Below are 25699 nucleotides of genomic sequence, written 5' to 3' on the forward strand. Positions count from 1 at the left end.
GTATCGCTCGCATGTACTCCCCAAGGTGGAGGCCACTTAGCCTTCTCGTGTGACGAACGAGGTCCGGGGTGAACGGAAAGACGCGTGGCGCGGCTGGCAGGAGGCCATGGAGGCCGCCCTCTACGGGCCTGACGGCTTCTATCTGCGCCCCGAGGGACCCGCGGGACACTTCCGCACGTCGGTGCACGCGTCGCCCCTCTTCGCGGGCGCGGTGGCCCGGCTGCTGTGCCGCGTGGACGAGGCGCTCGACCACCCGGACGAGTTGGCCTTCGTCGATCTTGGCGCGGGCCGAGGCGAGTTGACCGCGGGCGTCCTCGCCGCCCTGCCCCCTGACGTGGCGGCACGCGCGCGTGCCTGTGCGGTCGAGCGGGCCGAGCGGCCGGAGGGGCTCGACCCGCGCATCGAGTGGTGCGGCCGGGCGCCGGACGACGTCACCGGCCTGCTCTTCGCCAACGAGTGGCTGGACAACGTTCCCCTGGACGTCGTCGAGGTGGCCCCCGACGGTCTGGTGCGCCGTGTCCTCGTACGCGACGACGGCACCGAATCGCTGGGCGCCCTTGTCGAAGGGCCGGACGCCGAGTGGCTCGCGCGCTGGTGGCCGCTCGCCCCGGAGCCGGGCCTGCGCGCAGAGATCGGCCGCCCCAGGGACGAGGCGTGGGCGAGCGCGTCGGGGACGCTGACGCGCGGCCTCGCTGTCGCGGCCGACTACGCGCACGCCCGCGCCGGACGGCCGCCCTTCGGCACGCTGACCGGCTTCCGCGCGGGCCGTGAGACGGCGCCCGTGCCGGACGGCACGTGCGACATCACGGCCCATGTGGCACTGGACGCGTGCGCGCGGCCCGGAGCGGCCCTGCTGACCCAGCGGGCGGCCCTGCACGCCCTGGGAGTGAGCGGTGGCCGCCCGCCCCTCTCCTTGGCCTCCAGCGATCCGGTGGCGTACGTACACGCCCTCACGCGCGCGGGAGAGGCGGCCGAGCTGACCGCTTCCGGCGGGCTCGGCGACTTCGGGTGGCTGATCCAGCCGATGGACTTGAGCGACCCGCTCCTCAGCGACCCGCTACTTGTCGACCCGCTACTTGTCGATGTCGCCGACCACGAAGAACAGTGACCCCAGGATCGCCACCATGTCGGCGACCAGCTGTCCCGGCAGCAGTTCGGCGAGGGCCTGGATGTTGTTGTACGACGCCGAGCGGAGCTTGAGGCGGTACGGGGTCTTCTCGCCCTTGGAGACCAGGTAGTAGCCGTTGATGCCCAGGGGATTCTCGGTCCACGCGTACGTGTGGCCCTCGGGAGCCTTGAGCACCTTCGGAAGGCGCTGGTTGATCGGCCCCTGCGGCAGCTCGGCGAGCCGCTCCAGGCAGGCGTCGGCGAGGTCGAGGGCGTTGTGGGTCTGCTCAAGGAGCACCTCGAAGCGGGCCAGGCAGTCGCCCTCCTGCCGCGTGACGACCTTCAGGGTGTCCTGGAGCTCCCCGTACGCGAGGTAGGGCTCGTCGCGGCGCAGGTCGAAGTCGACTCCGGAGGCGCGGGCGATGGGACCGCTCACTCCGTAGGCGTGCACCGCCTCCGGGGACAGCACTCCGACGCCGCGCGTACGGCCCTGGAAGATCTCGTTGCCGAGCACCAGCTTGTCGTACACGTCCATGCGAGAGCGGACCGATGCCACCGCCGCACGCGCGCGCGTGGCCCATCCGGCGGGGAGGTCCTCCTTGAGGCCGCCGACGCGGTTGAACATGTAGTGCATGCGCCCGCCGGAGATCTCCTCCATCACGTTCTGGAGCTCCTCGCGCTCCCGGAACGAGTGGAACACCGGGGTGATTCCGCCCAGTTCGAGCGGATACGAACCGAGGAACATCAGGTGGTTGAGGACGCGGTTCAGCTCGGCGAGGAGCGTGCGCATCCAGACGGCGCGCTCGGGCACCTCCATGCCGAGCATCCGCTCCACGGCAAGGACGACCCCGAGTTCGTTCGAGAACGCGGAAAGCCAGTCGTGCCGGTTGGCGAGCACCACGATCTGCCGGTAGTCACGCGCCTCGAAGAGCTTCTCCGCGCCGCGGTGCATATAGCCGATGACCGGCTCCGCCTGCTGGATCCGCTCGCCGTCGAGGACGAGCCGCAGGCGCAGCACGCCGTGCGTGGACGGGTGCTGGGGCCCGATGTTGAGCACCATGTCGGTGCTCTCCGCGGCGCCGCCGATGCCGAGCGTGGTCTCCGTCGTGGGGCTCATGCGCGCATTCTCTCGTATGCGCGGTCCTACGCGACTGTCACCTCGGCTACGTACGCTTGAGGCATGGAAACGGGGACGGCACAGCCGGCACAACCCGCAGGGCCCGGGCAGCCGGGACAGTCGCAGGCGGAGCCGGTGTGGACCGGGCTGCCACGAGGGCTGCTGCGCATGCGGCGGCTGCTCCTCGTGGTGTGGCTCGTGCCGCTCGCGGTGGCCGTCGGAGTGCTCCTGGGGATCTTCGCCGGGCCCGGGTGGGCGGCCTTCGCGGCCGTTCCGCTGGCCCTCGTGGCCTGGGGCTGGCCGATGCTGGGACGCAACTGGCGCTCCTGGCGGTACGCGGAGCGGGCCGACGACCTCCTGATCAGCCGGGGCGTGCTCTGGCGCGAGGAGACGATCGTCCCGTACGGCCGGATGCAGCTCGTCGAGGTGACATCGGGGCCCGTGGAGCGGCACTTCGGCCTGGCCAGCGTGCAGCTGCACACGGCGGCCGCCGCCACGGACGCCCGGATCCCCGGCCTCATCCCCGAGGAGGCCGAGCGCCTGCGCGACCGGCTCACCGAGCTGGGCGAGGCCCGCTCGGCGGGGCTGTGACCGGCGTACAGGAGGTGGCGGGGGAGGAAGCAGCCCCGGGCGCCGAGAACGTACGAGAACGGCGTCTGCACCCCGTCACTCCCCTGCGCAGGGCCTGGGCGCCGGTGGCGGTCCTCGTGGGCCTCGCGGTGCACGACCCGAGCGGCACACAGCGCCGGGTGTCCGAGCTCCCCGTGACCCAGATTCTCGCCGGGATCGCCGTCGTCCTCCTGGGCGGCGCCCTCTACGGCTTCATGAGCTGGTGGTTCACGCATTTCGCCGTCACCGACACCGAACTGCGCATCCGCACAGGGCTGATCTTCCGGCGCACCGCGCACATCCGGCTCGACCGGCTCCAGGCGGTGGACCTGACGCAGCCGCTCGCGGCCCGTATCGCGGGCGTCTCCAAGCTCAAGCTGGATGTCGTCGGGGCGGAGAAGAAGGACGAACTGGCCTATCTGGGTCAGGAGGAGGCCTCTGTCCTGCGGGCCGAACTCCTCGCGCGCGCGGCCGGTTTCGCGCCCGACGCGGCCCGCGAGGTCGGTGAGGCGCCGGTCAACAACCTGGTGCACGTACAGCCGCGCATGCTCGCGATCTCCCTGCTCCTGACCGGCACGACGTGGGGGATGCTCGTCGCCACGCTCGTCGTGCCGCCCTTCCTGTGGTTCGCCACCCACAACCTGTGGACGGTCCTTGCGACCGGACTCCCCATGCTGGGCGGCGCGTTCGCCAGCAGCGTGGGGCGGTTCATCGCGGAGTACGACTGGAAGGTGGGCGAGTCCCCCGACGGCCTGCGCATCGACCACGGGCTGCTCGACAAGGCGCACGAGACGGTGCCTCCGGGGCGGGTGCAGACGGTGCGCGTCGTGGAGCCATGGCTGTGGCGGCGCCGCGGATGGGTGCGCATCGAGCTGGATGTGGCCGGCTCGTCCAACGGCGTCCTGGTCCCCGTCGCGCCGCGGGAGGTCGCGGACTCCGTGATCGCGCGGATCCTGCCGGGCGTCCGGGTACCGGCCGCGGCCGAACTGATCCGCCCTCCCGCGCGGGCCGCCTGGTGCCTTCCTGTGTGGTGGAAGGGGTACGGCCTCGCGGTGACGGACACGGTGTTCGCGGCACGGCACGGCCTGTTGCGGCGCCGCCTGTCCCTGGTGCCGCACGCGAAGGTGCAGAGCGTGCGGCTCACGCAGGGGCCCTGGGAGCGCTTCAAGGGCGTGGCGGACGTGCAGGTGGACACGGGGGCGAACAAGACGGTGACGGCGCGGCTGCGTCCCGCCGGGGAGGCGGTCGCGCTGCTTTCCGCGCAGGCGGAGAGGTCTCGCACCGGCCGCAGAACGGCGCGGCCTGACCGGTGGATGGCGTGACGGGCTGGTTAGTTCAGCCCGTCCGGCGTTTGAGGACATCTTGTACGGGGTCTGGGGCGGAGCCCCAGTTTCGGGAAGGGGCGGGATTGGGGAGAGCCCCGCAGGGACTGCCTTACGCCCGCAACGCGGTCCGCAGCTCCGCCACGTCGATCTGTTCGGTCTCGTCGTGCGCCGTCAGGTCGATGACCTGACCCACGCCCCGCTCGGCATCGCCTTCGGGCGCCCTCTTGAACTCCGCCTCGGCCTCCGCCTTGTGCACGGCGAGTGCCTCCTCGCCCACCACGTCGGCGAGGTCCACGTTCTGTACGGACTCCAGCGCCCCGGCGCTCGCCTCGCTCTTCGTACCGAAGAAGTCGAAGCCTCCCTGGACGGCCGGACGAAGCCTCTGCGCGGGCGGCGCGACGGCGACCGCGCGCTCATGCCCGCCGTACCCCTCGGCCGCCCCGGACTTCCCCCGCGCTTCGTCCCCGTCCGCACGCGGGCGGGAAATCCCACCGTCGCGGGAAGGTCTCGGCGTCATCCGGTCGAGCGCGGTGTTCGCCCGCTCGTACAACGACGGAGGCGCGATCGCCCCCGGGCGCACGACGGGAGCCGGTGCCTCGGCACGGGCCGGGGTCTGTACGGGAGGCGGAGTCTGCGCACGGATCGGAGCCGGCGGCAGCGCCCTGACCGGCGTGGACGCCTCGATGGCAAGCAGCCGCCGCCCCTCGAGGGCGCTGGCCCGCTCGGTCTCCGCCGTCGCGTACCGCCGCAGCAGCGCCGCGTGTTCGTTGCGCAGAGCGGCCAGCTCGGCCCGCTTGGACCGCAGCTTCGTCTCCAGGCGGCCCCGCAGCTCGCGGGACTCGTCGAGGTCGGACTCGCACTCGGCTATGCGTTCCTCGTAGCGCCACTCGTCGCTCTTGCGGCCCCGCTCCAGCTCGGCGACGCGTTTGCCCGCCGCCAGGTCCCAGCGGCGCATGACGACCGAGCCCACGACGGTCGCCGCGGCCGCGGCGGCGGCGAGGCCGCGGAGCACGATGGGTTCCGCGAACAGCCAGGCGCCACCGGCGCAGACAAGAGAGAGGCTTGCGACCGTCGAGGGAGGAAGCAGCCTGTGCAAGGGTGGGGAATGGCGGTGACGTCCACGTGGCATGGCCAGAAACTTACCGCGCGTGGGCGAACTCTGGTGCCCCGCCCGCCAAAATGACAACGCCACAGTGCCGACTCCCCACTCTTGTCGCTCCTCTTCGGCACTCTTGTCGCTCCTCTTCGGCCACTCAACTCCATTTTCGGCCGAGCCACTTCGAGGATGCCGCCTTCGGCCGCGCTACTTCTTGATCAATCCCTTCGACTCCAGATACTCCTTGGCGACATCGGCTTCCTTCTGCCGCTCCACATCGACCTTCCGGTCGAGTTCCGCGAGATCTTCCGTCGTCAGCGCCTTGGTCAGCTTCCCGAGCGCGTCGGCTATCGCCTTGCCGCCCGCGTCCTTGGCGTTCACCACCGGAAGGATGTTGTCCGCGTTCTGCAGCTTCTTGTCGTCCTCAAGGGCCACAAGGCCGAAGCTGTCGAGCGTCGCGTCGGTGGTCGTGGTCAGCACCAGCTGGTCCGTGCCGTTCTTGACGGCCTGCTTGGACTGCGTGGTGCCGACACCCTTGGGGTCGATTCCCGCGACGTCGATGCCGTACTTCTTCTTCAGCCCCGGAGCGCAGAACGGCCGCGACTCGCATTCGTCACTCGCGGCGATCTTGACCTTCTCGCCGGACTTACCAAGATCCGAAAGGGTCTTGAGGTTGTGCTCCTTCGCGTATTTCTTGCTCACCGCGAACGCGTTCTGGTCGACCGCCTCACCGACCGGAAGGATCTTCAGGCCGCGCGGTTCGGCGAGCTTCTTCAGCGCGGTCACCGTGGCGTCCACGTCATTCGAGGCGACCGGCTTCGCCTTCGGGCCGTTCTTGCCGAGGTTGAGGAACTCCGCGAGCGTCGCCGCGTATTCGGGAGCGACATCGATCGCGCCCTTCTTCAGCTCGGGTTCGTAGACCTCGCGGTTCTGGACGGTCTTGACCTCGGCGTCGTACCCGGCGTCCTCGAGGACTCCCACGTAGAGCTCGGCGAGCACTTTCTGCTCGGTGAAACGGGCGGAGCCGACCACGAGCTTGCCCTTGCCACCCGAATCGCCCGCGCTGTCGCCGCCCTTGCCGTCCTTCTCCAGGCTGTCACCGCCGCACGCGGTGAGCCCCGCGGTCAGCGCCACGACGGCCACGGCCGCCCCTGCCATCCGTCGCGCGCGACGCGTTGTGCTGTTCATCGGTGAACCACCATTTCGAAAGCCTTGGGAAACACTGAAAACTGCCGCAAACTGCCGCTCGGAGATCACTGCGCGACCCCCGAGCGCCCTCGCATGGGATTGAAGACCTTCCCCACCACGACGAGCACCACCTCCACGAAGAGCGCGAGCAGCGCCACGAGCAGCGCCCCCGCCACCACCTGAGGAGTGTTCTGCAGGTTGAACCCGGCCGTGATGATCCGGCCGAGGCCCCCCTCGCCCGCCATGGCGGCCAGCGTCGCCGTGGCGACGACCTGCACGCCCGCGGACCGGACTCCGGTCATGATCAGTGGGTACGCGAGGGGCAGCTCGACCCGCGCGAACAGCTGGCCGCCGCTCATGCCCATCCCCCGCGCGGCCTCCACCACCGACCGGTCGACCTCGCTCATCCCGATGTACGCGTTGGTCAGCAGGGGCGGCACCGCGAAAAGGACGAGCGCGATCAGTGTCGGTATGTCCCCGTGCTCGCCGAGCGGGGTGAGCGTGAGCAGCACGAGCACCGCGAGCGTCGGCACCGCACGGCCGATGTTCGAGATGTTCACCGCGAGGGCGCCGCCCTTGCCGATGTGGCCGAGGTACAGGGCGATCGGCAGCGCGATCACACACGCGACGGCCAGACACACACCGCTGAAGTAGAGGTGCTCGGCGAGCCGGTGCCACACCCCCTTCTCGCCCTGCCAGTTGGCGTCCGTGGTCAGCCAGTCGTACGCGCCGGATATCGCGTTCATGCAGGTTCAGCCACCTTGGCCGGGCGCTTCGCGCGGGCGGAACGGTTCGTACGTATGCGATGGACGCGTGTCCAGGGCGTCAGCCACCTCTGGAGGGCGAGGAGGAGCAGGTCGGCGACGACGGCGAGGAGCACACAGAGCACGGAAGCCGTGAGGACCTGCGCCTTGAAGGTCGTGTCGAGGCCGTCGAGGATGAGCGAACCGAGGCCTCCGTAGTCGACGATCGCCCCTACGGTCGTCAGCGCCACCGTCGCGACCGTGGTGATGCGGACGCCGGCGAGCAGCGCGGGAAGCGCGAGCGGCAGCTCGACCTCCCACAGCAGCCGCAGCGGGCCGTACCCCATGCCCTTGGCCGCTTCCCGCGCCTCTTCCGGCACGGCCTGGAGTCCCGCCAGGATGTTCCGGACCAGGATCGTCAGGGAGTACAGCACGAGGCCCGTGACGACCAGCGAGGCCGAGAGTCCGAAGAAGGGCAGCAGGAGCGAGAACATCGCGAGCGAGGGCACCGTGTACAGCACGGTCGTCAGGCCGAGGATCGGGCCCGCGAGGAAGCGCCAGCGCCGCGCGAGCAGTGCGAGCGGCAGCGAGACGGCGACGCCGATGGCGACCGAGGCCGCGGTGATGCCCACGTGCTGCACGGTGGCGTCGATCAATTCCTGGCTGCGTGAGCGCACGTACTCCCCGCAGATCCAGTCGTTCGTCACCAGACAGTTCTGCTCGCTCATCGCGCCCCACTCCCCCCGAGTACCGATTTCTGAGGCCGTCTGGCGACCTTAACGCGCAGCACTGACAATCGCCGAGACTCGTCGTACTGGCGCAACATGGGCTTTACATATCGCCCGCAACAATGGGGAATCATGATCCGGTTCGAGCACGTCACCAAGCGGTACGAGGACGGCACCACGGCCGTCGACGACCTGTCCTTCGAGGTCAACGAGGGCGAACTGGTCACGCTCGTCGGCCCGTCGGGATGCGGCAAGACGACGACGATGAAGATGGTGAACCGTCTCATCGAGCCGAGCGAGGGCCGGATATTCGTCGAGGACGATGACATATCGACCATCGACCCGGTCCAACTCCGGCGCCGCATCGGCTATGTCATCCAGCAAGTCGGTCTCTTCCCGCACAAAACGGTCCTGGAGAACACGGCCACCGTCCCGCACCTCCTCGGCGTGAAGCGCGCCAAGGCCCGCGAGCGCGCCGCCGAACTCCTCGACCTGGTCGGCCTCGACCCCGCCACCTTCGGCGACCGCTACCCCGAGCAGCTCTCCGGCGGCCAGCGGCAGCGCGTCGGCGTGGCCCGCGCCCTCGCGGCCGATCCGCCTGTGCTCCTGATGGACGAGCCGTTCGGCGCCGTCGACCCCGTGGTGCGCGAGCACCTGCAGAACGAGTTCCTCCGCCTTCAGCAGGCCGTCCGCAAGACCGTTCTCTTCGTCACGCACGACATCGAGGAGGCGGTCCGCCTCGGCGATCGCATGGCCGTCTACGGAAACGGCCGCATCGAGCAGTTCGACACCCCGTCGACGATCCTGGGCGCACCGGCCAATGACTACGTGGCGGACTTCGTCGGCGCGGACCGCGGCCTCAAGCGCCTCTCCGTGACGCCCATCGAGGAGGGCGACCTGGAGCAGCCGCCCGTCCTGCACCTGGACGACCCGCTGCCCGCGAAGCTCGACGCCCGCTGGGCCGTGGTCCTCGACGGCGAGAACAACCTGCACGGCTGGATCGCCGCCGAGCACGCACACGGCGGCCCGGGGACGGTCCGGGACCACGCGCGCCGCATGGAGGCGTGGCTTCCGGTGGGGGCGACCCTGAAGCAGGCGTTCGCGACGATGCTCCAGCACGACGCGGGCTGGATCGCGGTCATCGACAAGGACAGCGAGGGCCGCTTCCTCGGCATCCTCACCCCGGCCCGGCTGCACGAGGCGCTCCGCAGGTCGACGGCGGCGGACGCACGCGACATCGCGCGCGGGGACGTCGAGTTGGAGACCATCACGGCCATCGGCAAGAGCTGAGGCGCTGCCACCGAAGCCGACCCTCCGCTTGCCGGCCAGCCGCTACTTGCCGTCAAGGCGCCCGCTGATCCACTCCAGCGCCGCGGGGATCTCACGGCGCCACGTGTTGAAGTTGTGCCCGCCGCTGTCGAGCGTGATCGACGAGACCCGCGTCGGCGACTTCACCTTGCCGATGAACGCCTTGGTCTCCTCGTAGTTGTCCTCGCCTTGTTTGCTGGTGGTGACAAGGAGAGACGTCTTGGGCGGCGGCATGCGGTCGAGGTACCACATGAGGTCGGCACGCTGCTCCAACTCCTTGTCGCCCTGGAAGAGATCGCCCGTCGTGACGTCGATCGGCGCCTTGTAGTACGCGGAGAGTCCCGCCCCCGCCGCGTACACGTCGGGATGGTGCGCGGCGAGCTTCAGGGCGCAGTAGCCGCCCGTCGAGTCGCCGATGGCGCCCCAGCTCCCGGCCGTCAGGCCCGCCCTGTAGTGCGCCGAGATGGCACCGGGCAGGTCCTTGGCGAAGAACGTCTCGGCCTGCGGACCGCCGGGGACGTCCACGCACTCGGTGTCCCGCGGCGGCGCCACGGTGGGCCGCATCATGACCAGGATCATCGGCTGCATCTGGCCGCGCTTGGCGAGGAGATGGGCGGTCTGCGGGTAGTGCAGGCCTTTGACCAGCGCCTCGGCGGTGCCGGGGTAGCCGGTGAGCACCACGGACACGGGGAACCTGCGGTCCTTGTACCGGGGCTGGAAATACTCGGGCGGAAGGTAGACGTACGCGGGGCTCGCTATATCCGACTCCTTCCCGCTGACGACGACCTTCTGGATCTGACCACCGGTCGGGGGCCTGTCGCCACCGGGCACGTTCACGGTCCTGGTGCTGCGTACGTCGACGGGTGTTCCGCCTTTGGCGGGATCGTGGTCGACGACGACACCGGGGCTCGTCTCCTGGCCGAAAAGGTCCGCCCACGTGGCGTAGAAGCCGAAGGCCTGGTTGGTGGCGAGGCCGACCGAGGCGAAGATTGCCAGCTGGGTGGCGATGAGGAGTCCGATACGGCCGGTGACGGCCCGCCAGGACTGTCTGGCCAGGCGCGGCCAGAGCCATACCGTGCCGATGAACAGCATGACGGCGAGGAGGACCGCCAGCGCGAGGACCGCTTTGCTCGTCAGACCCATGGGGTGTTCTGCCTACGCTTTCTGCCTGTTCCGGCGTTCTTTTCCGGCGGTTTTCCGTTTGGGAGGAACCCGACTCCCAGAAGGACCGTCCTAGAGGGCGCAATGTCGCCGGATGCCGTTTTGGTGCCGGATTCAAGGTCTCTCGCAGAACCACGGGATGCGATGTCTGTCAGGATAGATGCGGAAATGTCGAACGGGGTTCCGGGCAGTGAGGGCAGCCGACCCGAAGGTCGGCGCCGTACCGGCGGGCTCCGTGACGGCATCCACAGCAGACTCAGTCGGCTGCTCCGCGGCCCACGCCCCGAGGCCGTACCGACCATCGTCGCCCGCGCCTGCACCCTCGTGGGCCTGCTGAATGTCGCGGCCGGTGTCTTCCCGCGCTTCCGCAACAGCCGCATGCACGCTATCGCCGAGGTCCTGCCCGGCGCGCTCGGCCCCTTCGCCGCCGCGCTCGCACTCAGCACGGGCGTGCTCCTGCTGCTGCTCGCGCACGGCCTGCGCCGCCGCAAACGGCGGGCCTGGCGGGCCGCCGTGGTGCTGCTCCCGGCCGGCGCCGTGGCCCAGTTCGCCTACCGGCACTCGGTCATCGGCGTACTGATCTCACTCGCGCTCCTGGCACTCCTTCTGCGCCACCCCCGTGAGTTCGCCGCGCTGCCCGACCCGCGCAGCCGCTGGCGGGCCGTGGCCAACTTCGTGCTCCTCGGGGCCGGTTCCCTCCTCCTCGGCCTGGTGATCGTCAGCGTCCACCCGGGCAAGGTCATCGGGGACCCGAGCATCACGGACCGCCTCGCGCACGTCCTGTACGGCCTGTTCGGCTTCGAGGGCCCGGTCGACTACTACGGACGGACGTCCTGGACGGTCGGCTACTCCCTGGGCGCGCTCGGCATGCTCACCGCCCTCACCACCATCTACCTGGCCTTCCGCCCCGAACACCCGGCCGCGCGCCTCACCGAGGACGACGAGACGAAGCTGCGCGCCCTGCTCGACAAGCACGGCGCACGCGACTCGCTCGGCCACTTCGCGCTCCGCCGCGACAAGGGCGCCGTCTTCTCCCCCAGCGGCAAGGCGGCGGTCACCTACCGCGTCGTCTCCGGAGTGATGCTCGCCAGCGGTGATCCGATCGGCGACGTGGAGGCCTGGCCCGGCGCGATCGAGCGCTTCATGGACGAGGCGAAGGCCCACTCCTGGACGCCCGCCGTCATGGGCTGCTCCGAGACGGGCGGCGAGGTCTGGACCCGCGAGACCGGCCTCGACGCCCTCGAACTGGGCGACGAGGCGGTGGTGGATGTCGCGGATTTCTCCCTGTCGGGGCGTGCGATGCGCAACGTACGCCAGATGGTCAAGCGGATCGAGCGCAATGGCTACGAGACGCGCGTACGGCGCGTGCGTGACCTCGGGGAGCGCGAACTGGAGCGCATACAGCGCGCCGCCGACGACTGGCGCGGCACCGACACCGAACGCGGCTTCTCCATGGCGCTCGGCCGCATCGGCGACCCGGACGACGGCGACTGTCTGATCGCGACCGCACACAAGCAGGACGACGAACCGGGCCCCTACGGAGACCTCAAGGCCGTCCTCCACTTCGTACCGTGGGGCAAGGACGGCGTCTCCCTTGACCTCATGCGCCGCGACCGCTCGGCCGACCCCGGCATGAACGAGCTGCTCATCGTGGCCGCCCTCCAGGCCGCTCCCAAGCTCGGCATCGCCCGGGTCTCGCTCAACTTCGCGATGTTCCGCGCGGCACTCGCACGCGGCGAGAAGATCGGCGCGGGCCCGGTGCTCCGCGCCTGGCGCGGCCTGCTCGTCTTCCTGTCGCGCTGGTTCCAGATCGAGTCCCTGTACAAGTTCAACGCGAAGTTCCGCCCCCGCTGGGAGCCCCGCTTCGTCGTCTACCGCTCCTCCAAGGACCTCCCCCGCATCGGTTTCGCGGCCATGCAGGCCGAGGGCTTCGTCACCCTCGCGCTGCCCCGCTTCCTGCGCAGGGGGAGCGCGCAGCCCCGCCCCTGCCCGCACGGGACCGCAGAGCACGAGGTCCGGGCGGCATAGAGCCCGCCCGCACGGGCCTAGGCTGGAGGCATGAGTACGTTGCGCGGGCGGGGAACGGTCGAGGGGCTGCCGGAGTGGGGCCGCTGTGCGGTCATGGGGGTCGTGAACGTGACCCCCGACTCCTTCTCCGACGGGGGCCGCTGGTTCGACACCACGGCCGCCGTCAAGCACGGCATCGACCTGGTCGCCCAGGGCGCCGACCTGGTCGACGTGGGCGGCGAGTCGACCCGTCCCGGCGCCCCGCGCGTCGACGAGGACGAGGAGCTGCGGCGCGTGATCCCCGTCGTGCGGGGCCTGGCGGCCGAGGGCGTGACGGTGTCCGTGGACACGATGCGCGCCAGCGTCGCCGAGCAGGCGCTCGCCGCGGGCGCCGTCCTGGTGAACGACGTCAGCGGCGGCCTCGCCGACCCGCGCATGGTCCCCGCGGTCGCCGCCGCCGGGGCGCCCTTCGTGGTGATGCACTGGCGCGGCTTCCTCACCGACATCCACGCCGAGCCCGTCTACGAAGACGTGGTCGCCGAAGTCCTCGACGAGCTGCACGCGCGCGTGCGGGCCGCCATCGAGGGCGGCATCGCCCCCGAGCGCATCGTCGTCGACCCGGGCCTCGGCTTCTCCAAGGACGTCGAGCACGACCTGGCGCTCCTGGGCCGCCTCGACCGCCTCCGCGAGCTCGGCCACCCGATCCTGGTCGCCGCCTCCCGCAAGCGTTTCCTCGGCCGCGTCCTCGCGGGCCCCCAGGGCGCGCCGCCGCCCGCCCGCGAGCGCGACGCGGCCACCGCCGCGGTCTCCGCGATCGCCGCGCACCAGGGCGCCTGGGCGGTCCGCGTGCACGAGGTGCGGGCCACCGCCGACGCCGTCCGCGTCGCACACGCCGTGACCAGCGCGGCGGGCGGCCCTCAGTGACCGGGGCCAAGACCGACGCGGAACAGGTCGAAGCGGCCAACACGGCCTTCTACGAAGCACTGGAGCGCGGCGACTTCGACGAGCTCTCCGACCTCTGGCTGGACGCGGACACGGCACCGGAACCGGAACCGGACGACCCCGACGGCCGGGACGACGAGGACATCGCGGAGGACGGCGACGAAGCCGCGATCTCCTGCGTCCACCCCGGCTGGCCGGTCCTCACGGGCCGCGGCGAGGTCCTCAGGTCGTACGCGCTGATCATGGCGAACACCGAGTACATCCAGTTCTTCCTCACCGATGTGCACGTCGGGGTAGCCGGTGACACCGCCCTGGTGACCTGCACCGAGAACATCCTCAGCGGCGGCCCGCCCCCCGAGGGCGGCGGCGAACTCGGCCCGCTCGTCGGACAGCTCGTCGTCGCCACCAATGTGTTCCGTCGCACAGTCGACGGATGGAAGCTCTGGTCACACCACGCCTCACCCGTACTCGCCGAAACCGACGACGAAGAGGGCGAGGAGTCACCCTCCTGAGTGGGTAGGGGCGGTTCCAAGAGCCCCCGCGGGCAAGGACTGTCAGTGCGCGCAGGTAGATTCGATCGAGGCTGGTGTGCCGACCGCACTCGGTGCAGCCTGCCGATACCGACGATTGCAGGAGTGATTCGCGTGGATCGTGTCGCGCTGCGCGGCCTCAAGGCCCGTGGGCACCACGGTGTCTTTCCGCGGGAACGCGAAGAGGGCCAGACCTTCATCGTGGACCTGGTTCTTGGCCTGGACACCCGTGCGGCCGCCGCCGACGACGACCTGGCGAAGACCGTGCACTACGGCGTCGTGGCGGAGGAGGTCGTGGCCGCCGTCGAGGGCGATCCCGTGGACCTCATCGAGACGCTCGCCGAGCGCATCGCCCAGACGTGTCTCAAGCACGACGGAGTCCTGGAGGTCGAGGTGTGCGTCCACAAACCGGACGCCCCGATCACCGTCCCCTTCGACGATGTGACCGTCACCATCACCCGGAGCCGAGTATGACCGCGTTTTCCACGCAAGGGCAGAGCGACCCGACCGTCCAGCCGGTGCCCACCGCCGTGGTGGAACAGGTCGACGCCGCCGACACCACCCTCTCCAACCCCAAACGGGCCGTGATCTCCCTCGGCAGCAATCTCGGCAACCGCCTGGAGACGCTGCAGGGCGCGATCGACGCCCTGGAGGACACCCCCGGACTGCGCGTCAAGGCGGTCTCTCCGGTGTACGAGACGGAGCCCTGGGGCGTCGCCCCGGACACCCAGCCGTCGTACTTCAACGCGGTCGTCGTGGTGAAGACGACCCTGCCGCCCTCCTCGCTCCTGGAGCGGGCGCACGCGATCGAGGAAGCCTTCCACCGCGTTCGGGACGAGCGCTGGGCCGCCCGCACGATCGACGTCGACATCGTGTCGTACGCCGACATCGTCTCGGACGACCCGGTCCTCACGCTCCCCCACCCGCGCGCGCACGAGCGCGCCTTCGTCCTCGCCCCCTGGCACGACGTGGAGCCCGAGGCGCAGCTGGCAGGACGCGGCGCGGTCGCCGATCTGCTCGCAAAGGTCACCCGCGACGGCGTCACGCCCCGTGTCGACCTGGAACTCAGGCTGCCCGAATAGTCGTTAGGGTCTATCGGACCCGCATGACGAGAAGCGGGTCCGTACGACGACGAAGGCGACGAAGGGTCATCCGTGAAGCACCTGCGCATCAGGACACTGGCGGGCCTCTTCGTGGTGGCCGGAGTGCTGTCCTGGGCGGGCGCCCGGCTGTGGAACTCCGTCGGCACACTGCCGGGGGTCCCGCTGGCCGCGCCCATCGTGCTCGCGGTGATCGCCGCGGTGCTGCTCGCCACGGCGCTCTCCCTGCGCTCCCGGCTGCGCGCCCAGCGCGAGCGGCGCCCCGGGGCGAAGGGCGTCGAGCCGATGATGGCCGCACGCGCCGTCGTCTTCGGCCAGGCGAGCGCCCTGGTCGCCGCCCTGGTCGCCGGGATGTACGGCGGCACGGGCGCCTTCCTCCTGGAGTACATGGACGTCCCGCCCCGCCGTGACCAGGCGATCTACGCCGGCCTCTCGCTCCTGGCGGGCATCGCGGTGATAGCGGCAGCCTTCTTCATGGAGCGGGTCTGCAGTCTCCCGGAGGACGAGGACGAAAACGGCGAGGCTGCCCCGGCCGCATAGGGCTGGGGCCGTCCGGCCGACGGGCGCGGGGCCCTGAGGACCTGAGATCCTGAGGCGCTCGCTATCGCGCCATGATCAGGCTCATCGCCTCAGCCCGCGTCGCAGGGTCACGGAGCTGACCCCGCACCGCCGACGTGATCGTCTTGGCGCCCGGCTTGCGCACCCCGCGCATGGTCATGCACATGTGCTCGCACTCGACGACCACGATGACGCCGCGCGGCTCGAGGATCTCCATCAGGGAGTCCGCGACCTGCGTGGTCAGCCGCTCCTGGACCTGCGGACGGCGCGCGTACACGTCCACGAGACGGGCGAGCTTGGACAGGCCGGTGATCTTCCCGTCGGACGACGGGATGTAGCCGACGTGCGCGACGCCGTGGAACGGGACCAGATGGTGCTCACAGGAGCTCTGGACCTCGATGTCCTTCACCAGGACCATCTCGTCGTGGCCGAGGTCGAACGTCGTCGTCAGGACATCCTCGGCCGTCAGCCGCAGACCGCCGAATATCTCCTTGTACGCCCGCGCCACGCGCCCCGGGGTCTCCCGCAGGCCCTCACGGTCCGGGTCCTCGCCGACCGCGATCAGCAGCTCGCGCACGGCGTTCTCGGCTCGCTTCTCGTCGAACTCGCCGATCGTGCCCTCGCCGTCCAGCGTCACGGGGTCGGTCATCTGTGCCTCGTTCCTAGCGTTCCACGCGTCAATGCGTCAGTACGTACGAAAAACTGCGCCCCCCAGGCTAGAACCAGGGGGGCGCAGCTTCCATTCCGGGCCTGCTGAGACGCCGGGGATCAGCTCTCGGAGCGATCCTCCTTGGTCACATCGACGGGCGTATCCGTCGGGCCCGCTGTCACCGCGGGTGTGGCGCCGTTCGCACCGTTCGTCAGTGACAGCTCCCGGGGGGAGAGCACCGGCGGGCGGGTCGAGGGCGTGCGCCGCGAGGAACCGGTCCACGCCGGGCGGGCCGGGCGCTTCACGATGCCCGAGAAGACCTCGGCGATCTGCTCCTTGTTGAGGGTCTCTTTCTCGAGGAGCTGGAGGACCAGGTTGTCGAGAACGTCGCGGTTCTCGACGAGGATCTCCCAGGCCTCGTTGTGCGCGGTCTCGATGAGCTTCTTGACCTCTTCGTCGACCAGCGCGGCGACCTCTTCGGAGTAGTCACGCGGGTGACCCATCTCGCGGCCGAGGAACGGCTCGGAGTTGTCGCCACCGAACTTGATCGCGCCGAGCCGCTCGGTCATGCCGTACTGCGTGACCATGGCCCGTGCGGTCGCGGTGGCCTTCTCGATGTCGTTCGCCGCGCCCGTCGTCGGGTCGTGGAAGACGAGCTCCTCCGCCGCGCGCCCGCCCAGCATGTACGCGAGCTGGTCGAGCATTTCGTTGCGCGTGGTGGAGTACTTGTCCTCCTCCGGCAGAACCATGGTGTAACCCAGGGCCCGGCCGCGCGACAGGATCGTGATCTTGTGGACCGGGTCCGAGTTCGGAGACGCCGCCGCGACCAGGGCGTGTCCGCCCTCGTGGTACGCGGTGATCTTCTTCTCCTTGTCGGACATGATCCGCGTCCGCTTCTGCGGACCGGCCACGACACGGTCGATCGCCTCGTCGAGCGCGTGGTTGTCGATCAGCTTCTTGTCGCCGCGCGCCGTGAGAAGCGCCGCTTCGTTCAACACGTTCGCCAGGTCGGCACCCGTGAACCCGGGCGTACGCCGGGACACCGCGCCGAGGTCGACGTCCGTGGCGACCGGCTTGCCCTTCTGGTGAACCTTGAGGATCTCCAGACGGCCCAGCATGTCCGGACGGTCGACCGCGATCTGACGGTCGAAACGGCCGGGGCGAAGGAGCGCCGGGTCGAGGATGTCGGGGCGGTTCGTGGCGGCGATCAGAATGACGCCGCCCTTCACGTCGAAGCCGTCCATCTCGACGAGCAGCTGGTTCAACGTCTGCTCGCGCTCGTCGTGACCGCCGCCCATACCGGCACCGCGGTGCCGGCCGACGGCGTCGATCTCGTCGACGAAGACGATCGCCGGGGCGTTCGCCTTGGCCTGCTCGAAGAGGTCACGCACACGGGATGCACCGACACCGACGAACATCTCGACGAAGTCGGAACCGGAGATCGAGTAGAAGGGGACGCCGGCCTCACCCGCGACAGCACGCGCGAGGAGCGTCTTACCCGTACCGGGCGGGCCGTACAGGAGCACGCCCTTGGGGATCTTGGCTCCGACGGCCTGGAACTTCGCCGGCTCCTGGAGGAACTCCTTGATCTCGTGGAGTTCCTCGACGGCCTCGTCCGATCCGGCCACATCCGAGAACGTCGTCTTCGGAGTGTCCTTGGTGATCAGCTTGGCCTTGGACTTCCCGAACTGCATGACCCGGGAGCCGCCGCCCTGCATCTGATTCATCAGGAACAGGAATACGACGACGATGAGTACGAAGGGGAGCAGGGAAAGCAGGATGCCGACGAACGGGTTCTGCTTCGACGGCGAGACGGTGTAACCGTCCGGGATCTTCTTGTCCTGGTACTTGTCCTGCAAGGTCTTGGCGATGGCAACACCTTGGTTGCCGATGTAACTCGCCTGGATCTTGCTGCTGTCCTTGACCTTCTGGCCGTCCTTGAGCTCGACCTTGATGGTCGACTCATCACCGGTGGTGAGCTTGGCTGATTCGACCTTGTCGTCGTTGATCGCCTGCACAACCTGGCCGGTGTCCACCGTTTTGTAGCCGCCGGACGAACCGACGACCTGCATCAACACGACCACGGCAAGGACGGCCAGCACGATCCACATGACTGGCCCACGGAAGTATCGCTTCACGTCCATCCATACGGAGCGATGACGCCCCGTCCCTCCTGCCATAGTGAGTTTGATAAAGACTGTTCTTCGGACGGTACCCCAGCATTGTCACCCGAGGCCGCACGGGACGGCTGACAAACCCGTCTTCGCATGCTTCAACGCCGGGAAACGGGTGAGGGTTCCCGGCCGCCTCCGTGGAGTTGGCCGGGGAGCCTGGTCTCAGCCGCCGTAGACGTGCGGAGCGAGCGTGCCGACGAACGGCAGGTTGCGGTACTTCTCCGCGTAGTCCAGGCCGTACCCGATGACGAACTCGTTCGGGATGTCGAAGCCGACCCACTCCACGTCGATCGCGACCTTGGCCGCCTCGGGCTTGCGAAGGAGCGTGCACACCTTCAGCGACGCGGGCTCGCGCGAGCCGAGGTTGGAGAGCAGCCAGGACAGCGTCAGACCGGAGTCGATGATGTCTTCGACGATCAGGACGTGCTTGCCCTTGATGTCGGTGTCGAGGTCCTTGAGGATCCGCACGACACCGGAGGACTGGGTGCCCGCGCCGTAAGACGACACGGCCATCCAGTCCATGGTGAGCGGGGTGGACAGCGCACGCGCCAGGTCCGCCATGACCATCACTGCGCCCTTGAGCACTCCGACGATCAGCAGGTCCTTGCCCGCGTACTCCGCGTCGATCTTCGCGGCCAGCTCAGCCAGCTTGGCGTCGATCTCTTCCTTGGTGATGAGCACCGACTGAAGGTCGGTGCCCATGTCTTTCGCGTCCACCCGCATCACTTTCGGTCGTCCGTCCCACCGGCTGCGCGGGGACCAGGAGCCCCTCGGTCAACAGCCTTGCCGGATGACCAGTCTGCCACCCTGGCGCTGGGCGACGACTTTGCCCGGGAGATTGATGGCTCCCTGGCCGCGCCAGCCCGTGATCAGCCGGTCGACCTCTTCGAGGTGCCGGGCGAACAGCGCACCGGCCGGAGAGCCCGCGTCGATGGCTGCGCGGCGCACGATGCGGCGGCGCACGGCGGGCGGCAGGGCGTAGAGCTTGGCGCACTCCAGGAGGCCCGCGGCATCGCGCACAGAGGCTTCCGCCTGTGCGGCCCAGTGGTCCAGGGCGTCGGCGTCGTCCCGGGACAACTGGGCCGTACGGGCGAGTGCCTCCACGACGCCTTTGCCCAGTGCCTTCTCCAGGGCGGGCAGACCTTCGTGCCGCAGCCGGGAGCGCGTGTAGGCGGGGTCGGTGTTGTGCGGGTCGTCCCAGACGGGCAGCGACTGGACCATGCAGGCCTTGCGGGCGGTCTGCCGGTCGATGTGCAGGAAGGGGCGGCGGTAGCGGCGATCGGCACCGGGTCCGCCGGACACCGCCGCCATCCCGGACAGCGAACGGATGCCGGAGCCGCGGGCGAGACCGAGCAGGACGGTCTCCGCCTGGTCGTCACGCGTGTGGCCGAGCAGGATCGCGGCGGCGCCGTGGCGTTCGGCGACTGCGTCGAGCGCGCCGTACCTCGCGTCGCGGGCTGCGGCTTCGGGGCCGCCGTCCCGGCCGACGTCGACAGCGACGGAATCGATGGGTTCGAGGCCCAGGGCGGTGAGCCGCGAGACGACCTCGGCGGCGCGCAGATCGGACCCGTCCTGCAGTCCGTGGTCGACGGTGACGCCGCCGGCGCGGATACCGAGCTTGGGGGCCTCGAAGGCGAGGGCGGAGGCGAGCGCCATGGAATCGGCGCCGCCGGAGCACGCGACAAGGACGAGTGGCGGGGGAGCCTGCTCGCGTGGAGGGTGGGTGTGAGCGGGGCGTGCGGGAACGTGCTCGGGGGTGCGCTGTGCTTCCGGGCGCCGTGGATCGGCGCGGTGGGCTTCGGTGCGCTGTACGTCTGTCAGTACGTCGTGGAGTACGCGGCGGACCGCCAGGCGTATCGCCGCGACCGCAGGATGGGGACCCATGTCCGGTTCCCTTCATGAAGTTCGGGGGTGAGCCTCGGACCTGTCACTCAGGACCACATTCGGGAGATCGGGCCTGAGGCAGATCCCACGAGGTTAGTCACTCAGAGTGTGTCGATGGTGACAGAGCCGAGCCGTTCCCCGAGCATTGCACGCCTACCCATGGCTCACGGTCCCTCGGACGGGTGATTGCGGAGGCGTTCTTCTGCCGTCGGCCGCAACTCGCTCCCTTGCTGTCCTCACTCTCCCTTACGGTGCACCCGCGCGACCCAATCCGCCGGTTTGGCGATCTCCGACTTGGTGGGGAGTGTGTTCGGCGAAGTCCACACCCGGTTGAAGCCGTCCATTCCGACCTCGCCCACGACCGCACGTACGAAACGCTCGCCGTCGCGGTATTGGCGCAATTTCGCGTCGAGGCCGAGCAGCTTGCGCAGGGCCTGGTCGAGGCGGCTCGCCCCGCGCGCCCTGCGCTCCTTGAACTTCTCCCGGATCTCGCCGACGGAGGGCACCACGTCGGGCCCGACTCCGTCCATCACGAAGTCCGCGTGCCCTTCGAGGAGCGACATGACCGCTGTGAGGCGGGCGAGGATCTCGCGCTGTGCGGGGGTCTGCACCAGCTCCACGAAGGAGCGTCCGCCGTCGTCCTCCTCGCCCTCGGGGCGGCCCCCCGCGAGCGACTGGGCCGTCTCCCTGATGCGCTCGATGACCGTCATCGGGTCGACTTCGGTCTCCGAGAGGAATGACTGGATCTCACCTTCGAGGTGATCCCGCAGCCAGGGCACAGCCGAGAACTGCGTGCGGTGCGTCTCCTCGTGCAGACACACCCAGAGCCTGAAGTCATGGGGGTCCACGTCGAGTTCACGCTCGACGTGCACGATGTTCGGCGCCACGAGGAGCAGCCTGCCGCTGCCGCTCTGCCCTGCCGGGAGGTCGCGGGCGGCCGGGGCGAAGGTCTCGTACTGCCCGAGGACGCGTGAGGCGAGGAAGGAGAGCAGCATCCCGAGCTCTACGCCCGTCACCTTGCCGCCGACCGCACCGAGCACGGCGCCGCCGGGGCCGCTGCGCCGGTCCTGCATCTTGTCCAGGAGCGGCTTGAGGATCTCCCGGAACCCGGCGACGTTCGCCCGGACCCACCCGGCGCGGTCGACGACGAGCACCGGGGTGTCGTGGGTGCCCTCCGTGCCCATCCGGGTGAAGGAACGGACATGTTCCTCCGAGGACTTCGCATGCTTGCGGAGCTCGGCGACGATGGCCCGCGCCTCGTCCCGGCTCACTTCTGGACCCGGCCGAACGAGCCGGGTCGCGGTCGCCACCGCGAGATTCCAGTCGACCATCTCCGCACCACCGATGCTCGTCATGCGTCAACGGTACGTGGTCGGCTCCGCCTGCGGAGGGGGTTGAGCCCCGAGATTGCCCTACTCCGGGCCCGTAGGGGTCAACGGCACTCCCCCGGCCTCACCTGCACCCGCACTCGGCCACCGCCGATGCCATGTGGTCGAGTGCCGCCTGGGCCGCCTTGGGGTCCGTGGTGCCTGTGGTCATGAAAGCGAAGACCAGGAGGCGGCCGTCCGTGTCGACGACCGTGCCCGCGAGGGTGTTCACGCCCGTCAGGGTGCCGGTCTTGGCGCGTACGACGCCGGTGCCCGGGGAGTCCTTGGGGTAGCGGTCGACCAGCGTGCCCGTGAAACCGGCCACGGGCAGGCCCGTCACCACCGGGCGCAGTTCGGGGTGGGCGGGGTCGGCGGCGCGGGCGAGGAGCGCGGCGAGCAGGTCGGCGGAGCTGCGGTCGGCCCGGTCCAGGCCGCTTCCGTCGGCGAACTTCGTTCCGTCGAGCGGCAGTTGGGCCTTCTTGAGCTGGGCCTCGATCGCCTTGCCCGCACCGTCGAAGCTCACCGGCTCCTTGGAGGCGAGCGCCGTCTGGCGGGCCAGCGCCTCGGCGATGTCGTTGTCGCTGTGCGTCAGCATCCGCTCGACGAGGGCGGACAGCGGCGGGGACTCGACCTTGGCGAGGGACTCGGCACGGTCGGTCGCCTTGGACGGCCCCGGGTCCTTCTTCTTGTTCTCGCCCTTGTCCTTGCTCTTGCCGTTCGCGCCCGTCTCGATGCCTTCGTCCTCCAGGAACCCCGCGAACTTCTTCGCCGCGTCGGCCGCCGGGTCCTCCGCGCGCGGCGCGGGGCCACTGGAGGAGTCGTCGAGGCGGCCCTCGTCGGCCATCAGGGCGCTGACCAGGGTGAGGTTCTCGTTCGGGCCGATGGGGTGCTGCTGCTCCCCCGAGTACAGCGAGGTGTCGTACGACAGGTTCACCTTGTCGGCGCCGCGGTCCTTCAGGGCGCGCGCGGTGTCCTCGGCCAGGTCGCGCAGGCTCGCGGCGCTCCGCGCGTAGGGGCCGTCCTTGCGGGCGGTGAGCGTGGGGTCGCCGCCTCCCACCAGGACGACGTCCTTCGAGTCCGGCTCGATGACCGTCTTCGTGGTGATGCGGTGGTCGGCCCCCGCCGAGGTCAGCGCCGCGACCGCCGTGGCGATCTTGGTGGTGGACGCGGGCGTCAGAGCGTCGCCGCCGCCCTTGCCGTAGACCCGCCGCCCGGTGCCCGCGTCGATGACGACCGCCGAGCGCTCGGGGCCGAGCGCCTTGTCCTTCAGGAGCGGATCGAGGACACCCGCGACCGCCTTGCCGTCCGGAACGGGCACGGAGCCGCCGTGCGCGGAACCCGCGGGTGCGTCGAGACCCCTGAGCACGGAGGGGGCGCTCGGGGCGGCCCCGGGCGCCCGTCCGGACGTACGACCGCCGTGATCTGCGCCACCCCCGGCCTCCTGAGAAGCCGCCCAGTCCCGCTCGGCCGTACGCTGACCGGAGGAGTCCCAGGGTCCTGCCGTGGCCACCGCACCGGCGGCGACCGCGAGTCCGACGGTGGCGGCACCCGCCGTGAGCTGCCAGGTCTTGAGCTTCGAAGGAGTCTTGAGAGCGGCAGGGATCTTGGGAGCCGGAGGCTTGGGAAGCCGCCTCCAAAGCTGCCGGGTCTGCTGCCAAGGCTTGAGCTCAGGCACGACGACCAGCCCCTTTCGCGATCACACATCTGCGTGAGGGACACTTAACCACCCGAAGTATGTGCTGATCATGGAGGAGCCACCCGTGGAGTTCGACGTCACCATCGAGATTCCGAAGGGTTCGCGGAACAAGTACGAGGTGGACCACGAGACCGGCCGGATCCGCTTGGACCGTCGCCTCTTCACGTCGACCAGCTACCCCGCTGACTACGGATTCGTCGAGAACACCCTCGGCGAGGACGGTGACCCGCTGGACGCCCTCGTCATCCTGGACGAGCCGACCTTCCCGGGCTGCCTCATCAAGTGCCGCGTGATCGGCATGTTCCGGATGACCGACGAGGCGGGCGGCGACGACAAGCTGCTCTGCGTCCCGGCGTCCGACCCGCGCGTGGAGCACCTGCGCGACATCCACCACGTCTCCGAGTTCGACCGCCTGGAGATCCAGCACTTCTTCGAGGTCTACAAGGACCTGGAGCCCGGCAAGTCCGTCGAGGGTGCCGACTGGGTCGGCCGCACGGACGCCGAGGCCGAAATCGAAAAGTCGTACAAGCGCGCGGAGGCGCAGGGTCACTGAGAGTGCCCCTCTCCTGCTTCTGAATTCCCCTGACGGGCCGCGTGATCTTCACGGAGACCACGCGGCCCGTTCGCGTATCTGTGCGCATACTGTTCGTACTGGAGGTGCACAAGGCACGTATGTGGGAGCGAGGCAGTGAAAGTGGCTGACCAGGAGGCCGAAGACCAGAAGCCACAGTCGGACGAGGCACGGAGTGCGTTCACTCAGCCCACCGGCGTGCTGGCGCAGCCACCGGCACCCGAGGACGAGTCGCAGACGACCTCCGAGTTCGCGATCCCGACCGGTCTGCCGAACCTCACGTCCCCGAACCTCTCGGCGACCACCCAGGAAACCGAGAAGTCGGCGTTCACCACCCCGAACACCTACAGCTCCCGCAACGCACCGCCCGCCTTCACTCCCCCGCAGGGCATCCCTCTGGTGAAGCTCACCAAGGAGACGCCCTGGCAGGACCAGATGCGCACGATGCTGCGCATGCCGGTGGCCGAGCGGCCCACTCCTGAGGCCTCGCAGAAGCACGAGGACGAGACCGGGCCCGCCGTGCCGCGCGTGCTCGACCTGACGCTGCGTATCGGCGAGCTGCTGCTCGCGGGCGGCGAGGGCGCCGAGGACGTGGAGGCGGCGATGTTCGCCGTCTGCCGCAGCTACGGCCTTGACCGCTGCGAGCCGACCGTGACATTCACGCTGCTCTCGATCTCGTATCAGCCGTCCCTGGTGGACGACCCGGTCACTGCCTCAAGGACGGTGCGCCGCCGGGGCACCGACTACACCCGTCTGGCGGCCGTCTTCCAGCTGGTCGACGACATCAGCGACACGGACATCGAGGTCTCCCTGGAGGAGGCCTACCGCCGTCTGGCGGCCATCCGCCGTAACCGCCACCCCTACCCCGGCTGGGCGCTCACAGCGGCCGGCGGGCTGCTCGCGGGATCGGCGTCCGTGCTCGTCGGCGGTGGCGCCCTGGTCTTCGTGATCGCGGCGGTCGGCGCGATGCTCGGCGACCGTCTCGCCTGGCTGTGCGCGGGCCGCGGGCTTCCGGAGTTCTACCAGTTCGTGGGGGCCGCGATGCCGCCCGCCGCGATGGGCGTCACGCTCAGCCTCGTGCACTCCCAGGAGGTCAACGCGTCCGCGGTGATCACGGGTGGCCTCTTCGCGCTGATCCCGGGAAGAGCCCTGGTCGCCGGTGTCCAGGACGGCCTGACCGGCTACTACATCACGGCGGCCGCCCGCCTCCTGGAGGTCTGCTACCTCGTCGTGGGCATCGTCTGCGGCGTGCTGCTCGTGCTGTCGCTCGGCGTGATGCTGGACGCGACGAGCCTGCAGCCGGAGACGACGTTCGTAGAGGTCGACTCGCGCCCGGTGATCCAGATCCTGGCGTCGATGGCGCTGAGCCTCGCCTTCGCGATACTGCTCCAGCAGGAACGTCACACCGTGCTCATCGTGACCCTCAACGGCGGCGTCGCCTGGGTCATGTACGGCGCACTCGCGCAGACGTCGCTCGCGCTCTCGCCGGTCGCGTCGACGGCCATCGCGGCCGGGCTCGTGGGTCTGTTCGGGCAGCTCTTCTCGCGCTACCGCTTCGCCTCTTCACTGCCGTACGTCACCGCGGCCATCGGCCCGCTGCTGCCCGGTAGCGCGACGTACTTCGGCCTGCTCGCCCTCGCCCAGAACGACATGACGACGGGCATCAACTCGCTCACCAAGGCGGCGGCGACGGCACTGGCCATCGCGATCGGCGTGAACCTGGGCAGCGAGGTCTCGCGCCTGATCCTCAAGGTGCCGGGCGCCACCACGGCGGCGAACCGCCGCGCGGCCAAGCGGACCCGAGGGTTCTGACCCCGGGCCCGAGGACCCGAGGTCTAC

24 protein-coding genes are annotated in these 25699 nt (G+C 69.8%); 12 read left to right on the forward strand and 12 right to left on the reverse strand.

From position 1 onward, the window contains the following. Positions 1–106 precede the first annotated feature (106 nt). Positions 107–1108 carry an SAM-dependent methyltransferase gene (locus ACFQ7F_RS07930; RefSeq protein WP_383267982.1) on the forward strand — a complete coding sequence of 334 codons (1002 nt, stop codon included), beginning with the start codon at positions 107–109 and terminating at the stop codon, positions 1106–1108. Here ACFQ7F_RS07930 and ACFQ7F_RS07935 read toward each other — a convergent pair. Further along, positions 1073–2224, reverse strand: a complete 1152-nt coding sequence (locus tag ACFQ7F_RS07935) for an NADH-quinone oxidoreductase subunit D (RefSeq protein WP_383267773.1) — start codon at positions 2222–2224, stop codon at positions 1073–1075. The two genes, ACFQ7F_RS07930 and ACFQ7F_RS07935, sit on opposite strands and share 36 nt — an antisense overlap. Positions 2225–2287: 63 nt before the next feature. On the opposite strand from ACFQ7F_RS07935, the gene ACFQ7F_RS07940 reads away from it, so the two are divergent. After that, complete coding sequence (locus tag ACFQ7F_RS07940; protein WP_383267775.1) at positions 2288–2815, forward strand: PH domain-containing protein; 528 nt, start codon at positions 2288–2290, stop codon at positions 2813–2815. Further along, positions 2812–4155 (forward strand): PH domain-containing protein, encoded by a 1344-nt coding sequence (locus tag ACFQ7F_RS07945; protein WP_383267778.1) that lies wholly within the window; start codon positions 2812–2814, stop codon positions 4153–4155. Before ACFQ7F_RS07940 ends, ACFQ7F_RS07945 begins: the two co-directional genes overlap by 4 nt. A gap of 112 nt (positions 4156–4267) precedes the next feature. Here ACFQ7F_RS07945 and ACFQ7F_RS07950 read toward each other — a convergent pair whose 3' ends face one another. From ACFQ7F_RS07950 to ACFQ7F_RS07965, 4 genes are all read right to left on the reverse strand, one after another. Then, positions 4268–5287 carry a hypothetical protein gene (locus tag ACFQ7F_RS07950; RefSeq protein ID WP_383267780.1) on the reverse strand — a complete coding sequence of 340 codons (1020 nt, stop codon included), beginning with the start codon at positions 5285–5287 and terminating at the stop codon, positions 4268–4270. A gap of 174 nt (positions 5288–5461) precedes the next feature. Then, on the reverse strand, positions 5462–6442 hold the full coding sequence (locus ACFQ7F_RS07955; RefSeq protein WP_383267782.1) for an ABC transporter substrate-binding protein: 981 nt from the start codon (positions 6440–6442) through the stop codon (positions 5462–5464). A 65-nt stretch (positions 6443–6507) separates the two neighbouring features. Beyond that, entirely contained in the window at positions 6508–7188 is a 681-nt protein-coding gene (locus ACFQ7F_RS07960; RefSeq protein ID WP_383267785.1) for an ABC transporter permease, read from the reverse strand. Further along, a complete protein-coding gene (locus ACFQ7F_RS07965) occupies positions 7185–7913 on the reverse strand; it encodes an ABC transporter permease (protein WP_383267787.1) in 729 nt (242 codons plus the stop codon). The genes ACFQ7F_RS07960 and ACFQ7F_RS07965 overlap by 4 nt, the downstream gene beginning before the upstream one ends. A gap of 132 nt (positions 7914–8045) precedes the next feature. Between ACFQ7F_RS07965 and ACFQ7F_RS07970 the strand changes: the two genes are divergently transcribed. Next, positions 8046–9203: an ABC transporter ATP-binding protein gene (locus ACFQ7F_RS07970; RefSeq protein WP_383267789.1), complete on the forward strand. Its 1158-nt coding sequence runs from the start codon at positions 8046–8048 to the stop codon at positions 9201–9203. Positions 9204–9245: 42 nt separating this feature from the next. On the opposite strand, the gene ACFQ7F_RS07975 is transcribed toward ACFQ7F_RS07970, so the two are convergent. Next, positions 9246–10364 (reverse strand): alpha/beta hydrolase, encoded by a 1119-nt coding sequence (locus tag ACFQ7F_RS07975; RefSeq protein ID WP_383267792.1) that lies wholly within the window; start codon positions 10362–10364, stop codon positions 9246–9248. A 162-nt stretch (positions 10365–10526) separates the two neighbouring features. On the opposite strand from ACFQ7F_RS07975, the gene ACFQ7F_RS07980 reads away from it, so the two are divergent. From ACFQ7F_RS07980 to ACFQ7F_RS08005, 6 genes are all read left to right on the forward strand, one after another. After that, positions 10527–12410, forward strand: a complete 1884-nt coding sequence (locus ACFQ7F_RS07980; RefSeq protein ID WP_383267795.1) for a phosphatidylglycerol lysyltransferase domain-containing protein — start codon at positions 10527–10529, stop codon at positions 12408–12410. A 30-nt stretch (positions 12411–12440) separates the two neighbouring features. Next, entirely contained in the window at positions 12441–13313 is an 873-nt protein-coding gene (folP, locus tag ACFQ7F_RS07985; RefSeq protein ID WP_383267798.1) for a dihydropteroate synthase, read from the forward strand. Further along, positions 13310–13843, forward strand: a complete 534-nt coding sequence (locus tag ACFQ7F_RS07990) for a nuclear transport factor 2 family protein (RefSeq protein ID WP_383267801.1) — start codon at positions 13310–13312, stop codon at positions 13841–13843. The genes folP and ACFQ7F_RS07990 overlap by 4 nt, the downstream gene beginning before the upstream one ends. Before the next feature lie 132 nt (positions 13844–13975). Then, a complete protein-coding gene (gene folB / locus ACFQ7F_RS07995; protein ID WP_383267804.1) occupies positions 13976–14335 on the forward strand; it encodes a dihydroneopterin aldolase in 360 nt (119 codons plus the stop codon). Further along, a complete protein-coding gene (gene folK / locus ACFQ7F_RS08000; protein WP_383267806.1) occupies positions 14332–14943 on the forward strand; it encodes a 2-amino-4-hydroxy-6-hydroxymethyldihydropteridine diphosphokinase in 612 nt (203 codons plus the stop codon). The genes folB and folK overlap by 4 nt, the downstream gene beginning before the upstream one ends. A gap of 72 nt (positions 14944–15015) precedes the next feature. Continuing rightward, positions 15016–15501, forward strand: coding sequence for a DUF3180 domain-containing protein (locus tag ACFQ7F_RS08005; protein ID WP_383267809.1), 486 nt, complete (start codon positions 15016–15018; stop codon positions 15499–15501). Positions 15502–15562: 61 nt separating this feature from the next. On the opposite strand, the gene folE is transcribed toward ACFQ7F_RS08005, so the two are convergent. The 6 genes from folE to dacB all read right to left on the reverse strand — a co-directional run bounded on the left by folE (position 15563) and on the right by dacB (position 23268). After that, complete coding sequence (gene folE / locus ACFQ7F_RS08010; protein WP_383267812.1) at positions 15563–16168, reverse strand: GTP cyclohydrolase I FolE; 606 nt, start codon at positions 16166–16168, stop codon at positions 15563–15565. A 119-nt stretch (positions 16169–16287) separates the two neighbouring features. Further along, entirely contained in the window at positions 16288–18312 is a 2025-nt protein-coding gene (gene ftsH / locus ACFQ7F_RS08015; RefSeq protein ID WP_383267985.1) for an ATP-dependent zinc metalloprotease FtsH, read from the reverse strand. A 192-nt stretch (positions 18313–18504) separates the two neighbouring features. Continuing rightward, complete coding sequence (gene hpt, locus ACFQ7F_RS08020; protein ID WP_135330538.1) at positions 18505–19065, reverse strand: hypoxanthine phosphoribosyltransferase; 561 nt, start codon at positions 19063–19065, stop codon at positions 18505–18507. Positions 19066–19116: 51 nt separating this feature from the next. Continuing rightward, positions 19117–20226 carry a tRNA lysidine(34) synthetase TilS gene (gene tilS / locus ACFQ7F_RS08025; protein WP_383267816.1) on the reverse strand — a complete coding sequence of 370 codons (1110 nt, stop codon included), beginning with the start codon at positions 20224–20226 and terminating at the stop codon, positions 19117–19119. 236 nt (positions 20227–20462) lie between these two features. Then, positions 20463–21581 carry a zinc-dependent metalloprotease gene (locus tag ACFQ7F_RS08030; RefSeq protein ID WP_383267819.1) on the reverse strand — a complete coding sequence of 373 codons (1119 nt, stop codon included), beginning with the start codon at positions 21579–21581 and terminating at the stop codon, positions 20463–20465. 97 nt (positions 21582–21678) lie between these two features. Further along, positions 21679–23268, reverse strand: coding sequence for a D-alanyl-D-alanine carboxypeptidase/D-alanyl-D-alanine-endopeptidase (gene dacB, locus ACFQ7F_RS08035; RefSeq protein ID WP_383267822.1), 1590 nt, complete (start codon positions 23266–23268; stop codon positions 21679–21681). Between the two features lie 85 nt (positions 23269–23353). Here dacB and ACFQ7F_RS08040 point away from each other — a divergent pair, with 85 nt between their 5' ends. Continuing rightward, on the forward strand, positions 23354–23842 hold the full coding sequence (locus ACFQ7F_RS08040; protein WP_383267988.1) for an inorganic diphosphatase: 489 nt from the start codon (positions 23354–23356) through the stop codon (positions 23840–23842). Positions 23843–23983: 141 nt separating this feature from the next. Further along, positions 23984–25672, forward strand: coding sequence for a threonine/serine exporter family protein (locus ACFQ7F_RS08045; RefSeq protein WP_383267825.1), 1689 nt, complete (start codon positions 23984–23986; stop codon positions 25670–25672). The last annotated feature ends 27 nt before the right edge of the window (positions 25673–25699 follow it).

Source organism: Streptomyces sp. NPDC056486 (genome assembly GCF_042795295.1).
GTDB lineage: Bacteria > Actinomycetota > Actinomycetes > Streptomycetales > Streptomycetaceae > Streptomyces.

What these genes read in the sequence shown, in the direction of transcription:
- ACFQ7F_RS07930 (WP_383267982.1), top strand. Translation starts at nt 107, where the DNA reads ATGGAGGCCGCCCTCTACGGGCCTGACGGCTTCTATCTGCGCCCCGAG.
- ACFQ7F_RS07935 (WP_383267773.1), bottom strand. Translation starts at nt 2,224, where the DNA reads ATGAGCCCCACGACGGAGACCACGCTCGGCATCGGCGGCGCCGCGGAG.
- ACFQ7F_RS07940 (WP_383267775.1), top strand. Translation starts at nt 2,288, where the DNA reads ATGGAAACGGGGACGGCACAGCCGGCACAACCCGCAGGGCCCGGGCAG.
- ACFQ7F_RS07950 (WP_383267780.1), bottom strand. Translation starts at nt 5,287, where the DNA reads ATGCCACGTGGACGTCACCGCCATTCCCCACCCTTGCACAGGCTGCTT.
- ACFQ7F_RS07955 (WP_383267782.1), bottom strand. Translation starts at nt 6,442, where the DNA reads ATGAACAGCACAACGCGTCGCGCGCGACGGATGGCAGGGGCGGCCGTG.
- ACFQ7F_RS07960 (WP_383267785.1), bottom strand. Translation starts at nt 7,188, where the DNA reads ATGAACGCGATATCCGGCGCGTACGACTGGCTGACCACGGACGCCAAC.
- ACFQ7F_RS07965 (WP_383267787.1), bottom strand. Translation starts at nt 7,913, where the DNA reads ATGAGCGAGCAGAACTGTCTGGTGACGAACGACTGGATCTGCGGGGAG.
- ACFQ7F_RS07970 (WP_383267789.1), top strand. Translation starts at nt 8,046, where the DNA reads ATGATCCGGTTCGAGCACGTCACCAAGCGGTACGAGGACGGCACCACG.
- ACFQ7F_RS07975 (WP_383267792.1), bottom strand. Translation starts at nt 10,364, where the DNA reads ATGGGTCTGACGAGCAAAGCGGTCCTCGCGCTGGCGGTCCTCCTCGCC.
- ACFQ7F_RS07980 (WP_383267795.1), top strand. Translation starts at nt 10,527, where the DNA reads ATGTCTGTCAGGATAGATGCGGAAATGTCGAACGGGGTTCCGGGCAGT.
- folP (WP_383267798.1), top strand. Translation starts at nt 12,441, where the DNA reads ATGAGTACGTTGCGCGGGCGGGGAACGGTCGAGGGGCTGCCGGAGTGG.
- folK (WP_383267806.1), top strand. Translation starts at nt 14,332, where the DNA reads ATGACCGCGTTTTCCACGCAAGGGCAGAGCGACCCGACCGTCCAGCCG.
- folE (WP_383267812.1), bottom strand. Translation starts at nt 16,168, where the DNA reads ATGACCGACCCCGTGACGCTGGACGGCGAGGGCACGATCGGCGAGTTC.
- ftsH (WP_383267985.1), bottom strand. Translation starts at nt 18,312, where the DNA reads ATGGACGTGAAGCGATACTTCCGTGGGCCAGTCATGTGGATCGTGCTG.
- hpt (WP_135330538.1), bottom strand. Translation starts at nt 19,065, where the DNA reads ATGCGGGTGGACGCGAAAGACATGGGCACCGACCTTCAGTCGGTGCTC.
- tilS (WP_383267816.1), bottom strand. Translation starts at nt 20,226, where the DNA reads ATGGGTCCCCATCCTGCGGTCGCGGCGATACGCCTGGCGGTCCGCCGC.
- ACFQ7F_RS08030 (WP_383267819.1), bottom strand. Translation starts at nt 21,581, where the DNA reads ATGACGAGCATCGGTGGTGCGGAGATGGTCGACTGGAATCTCGCGGTG.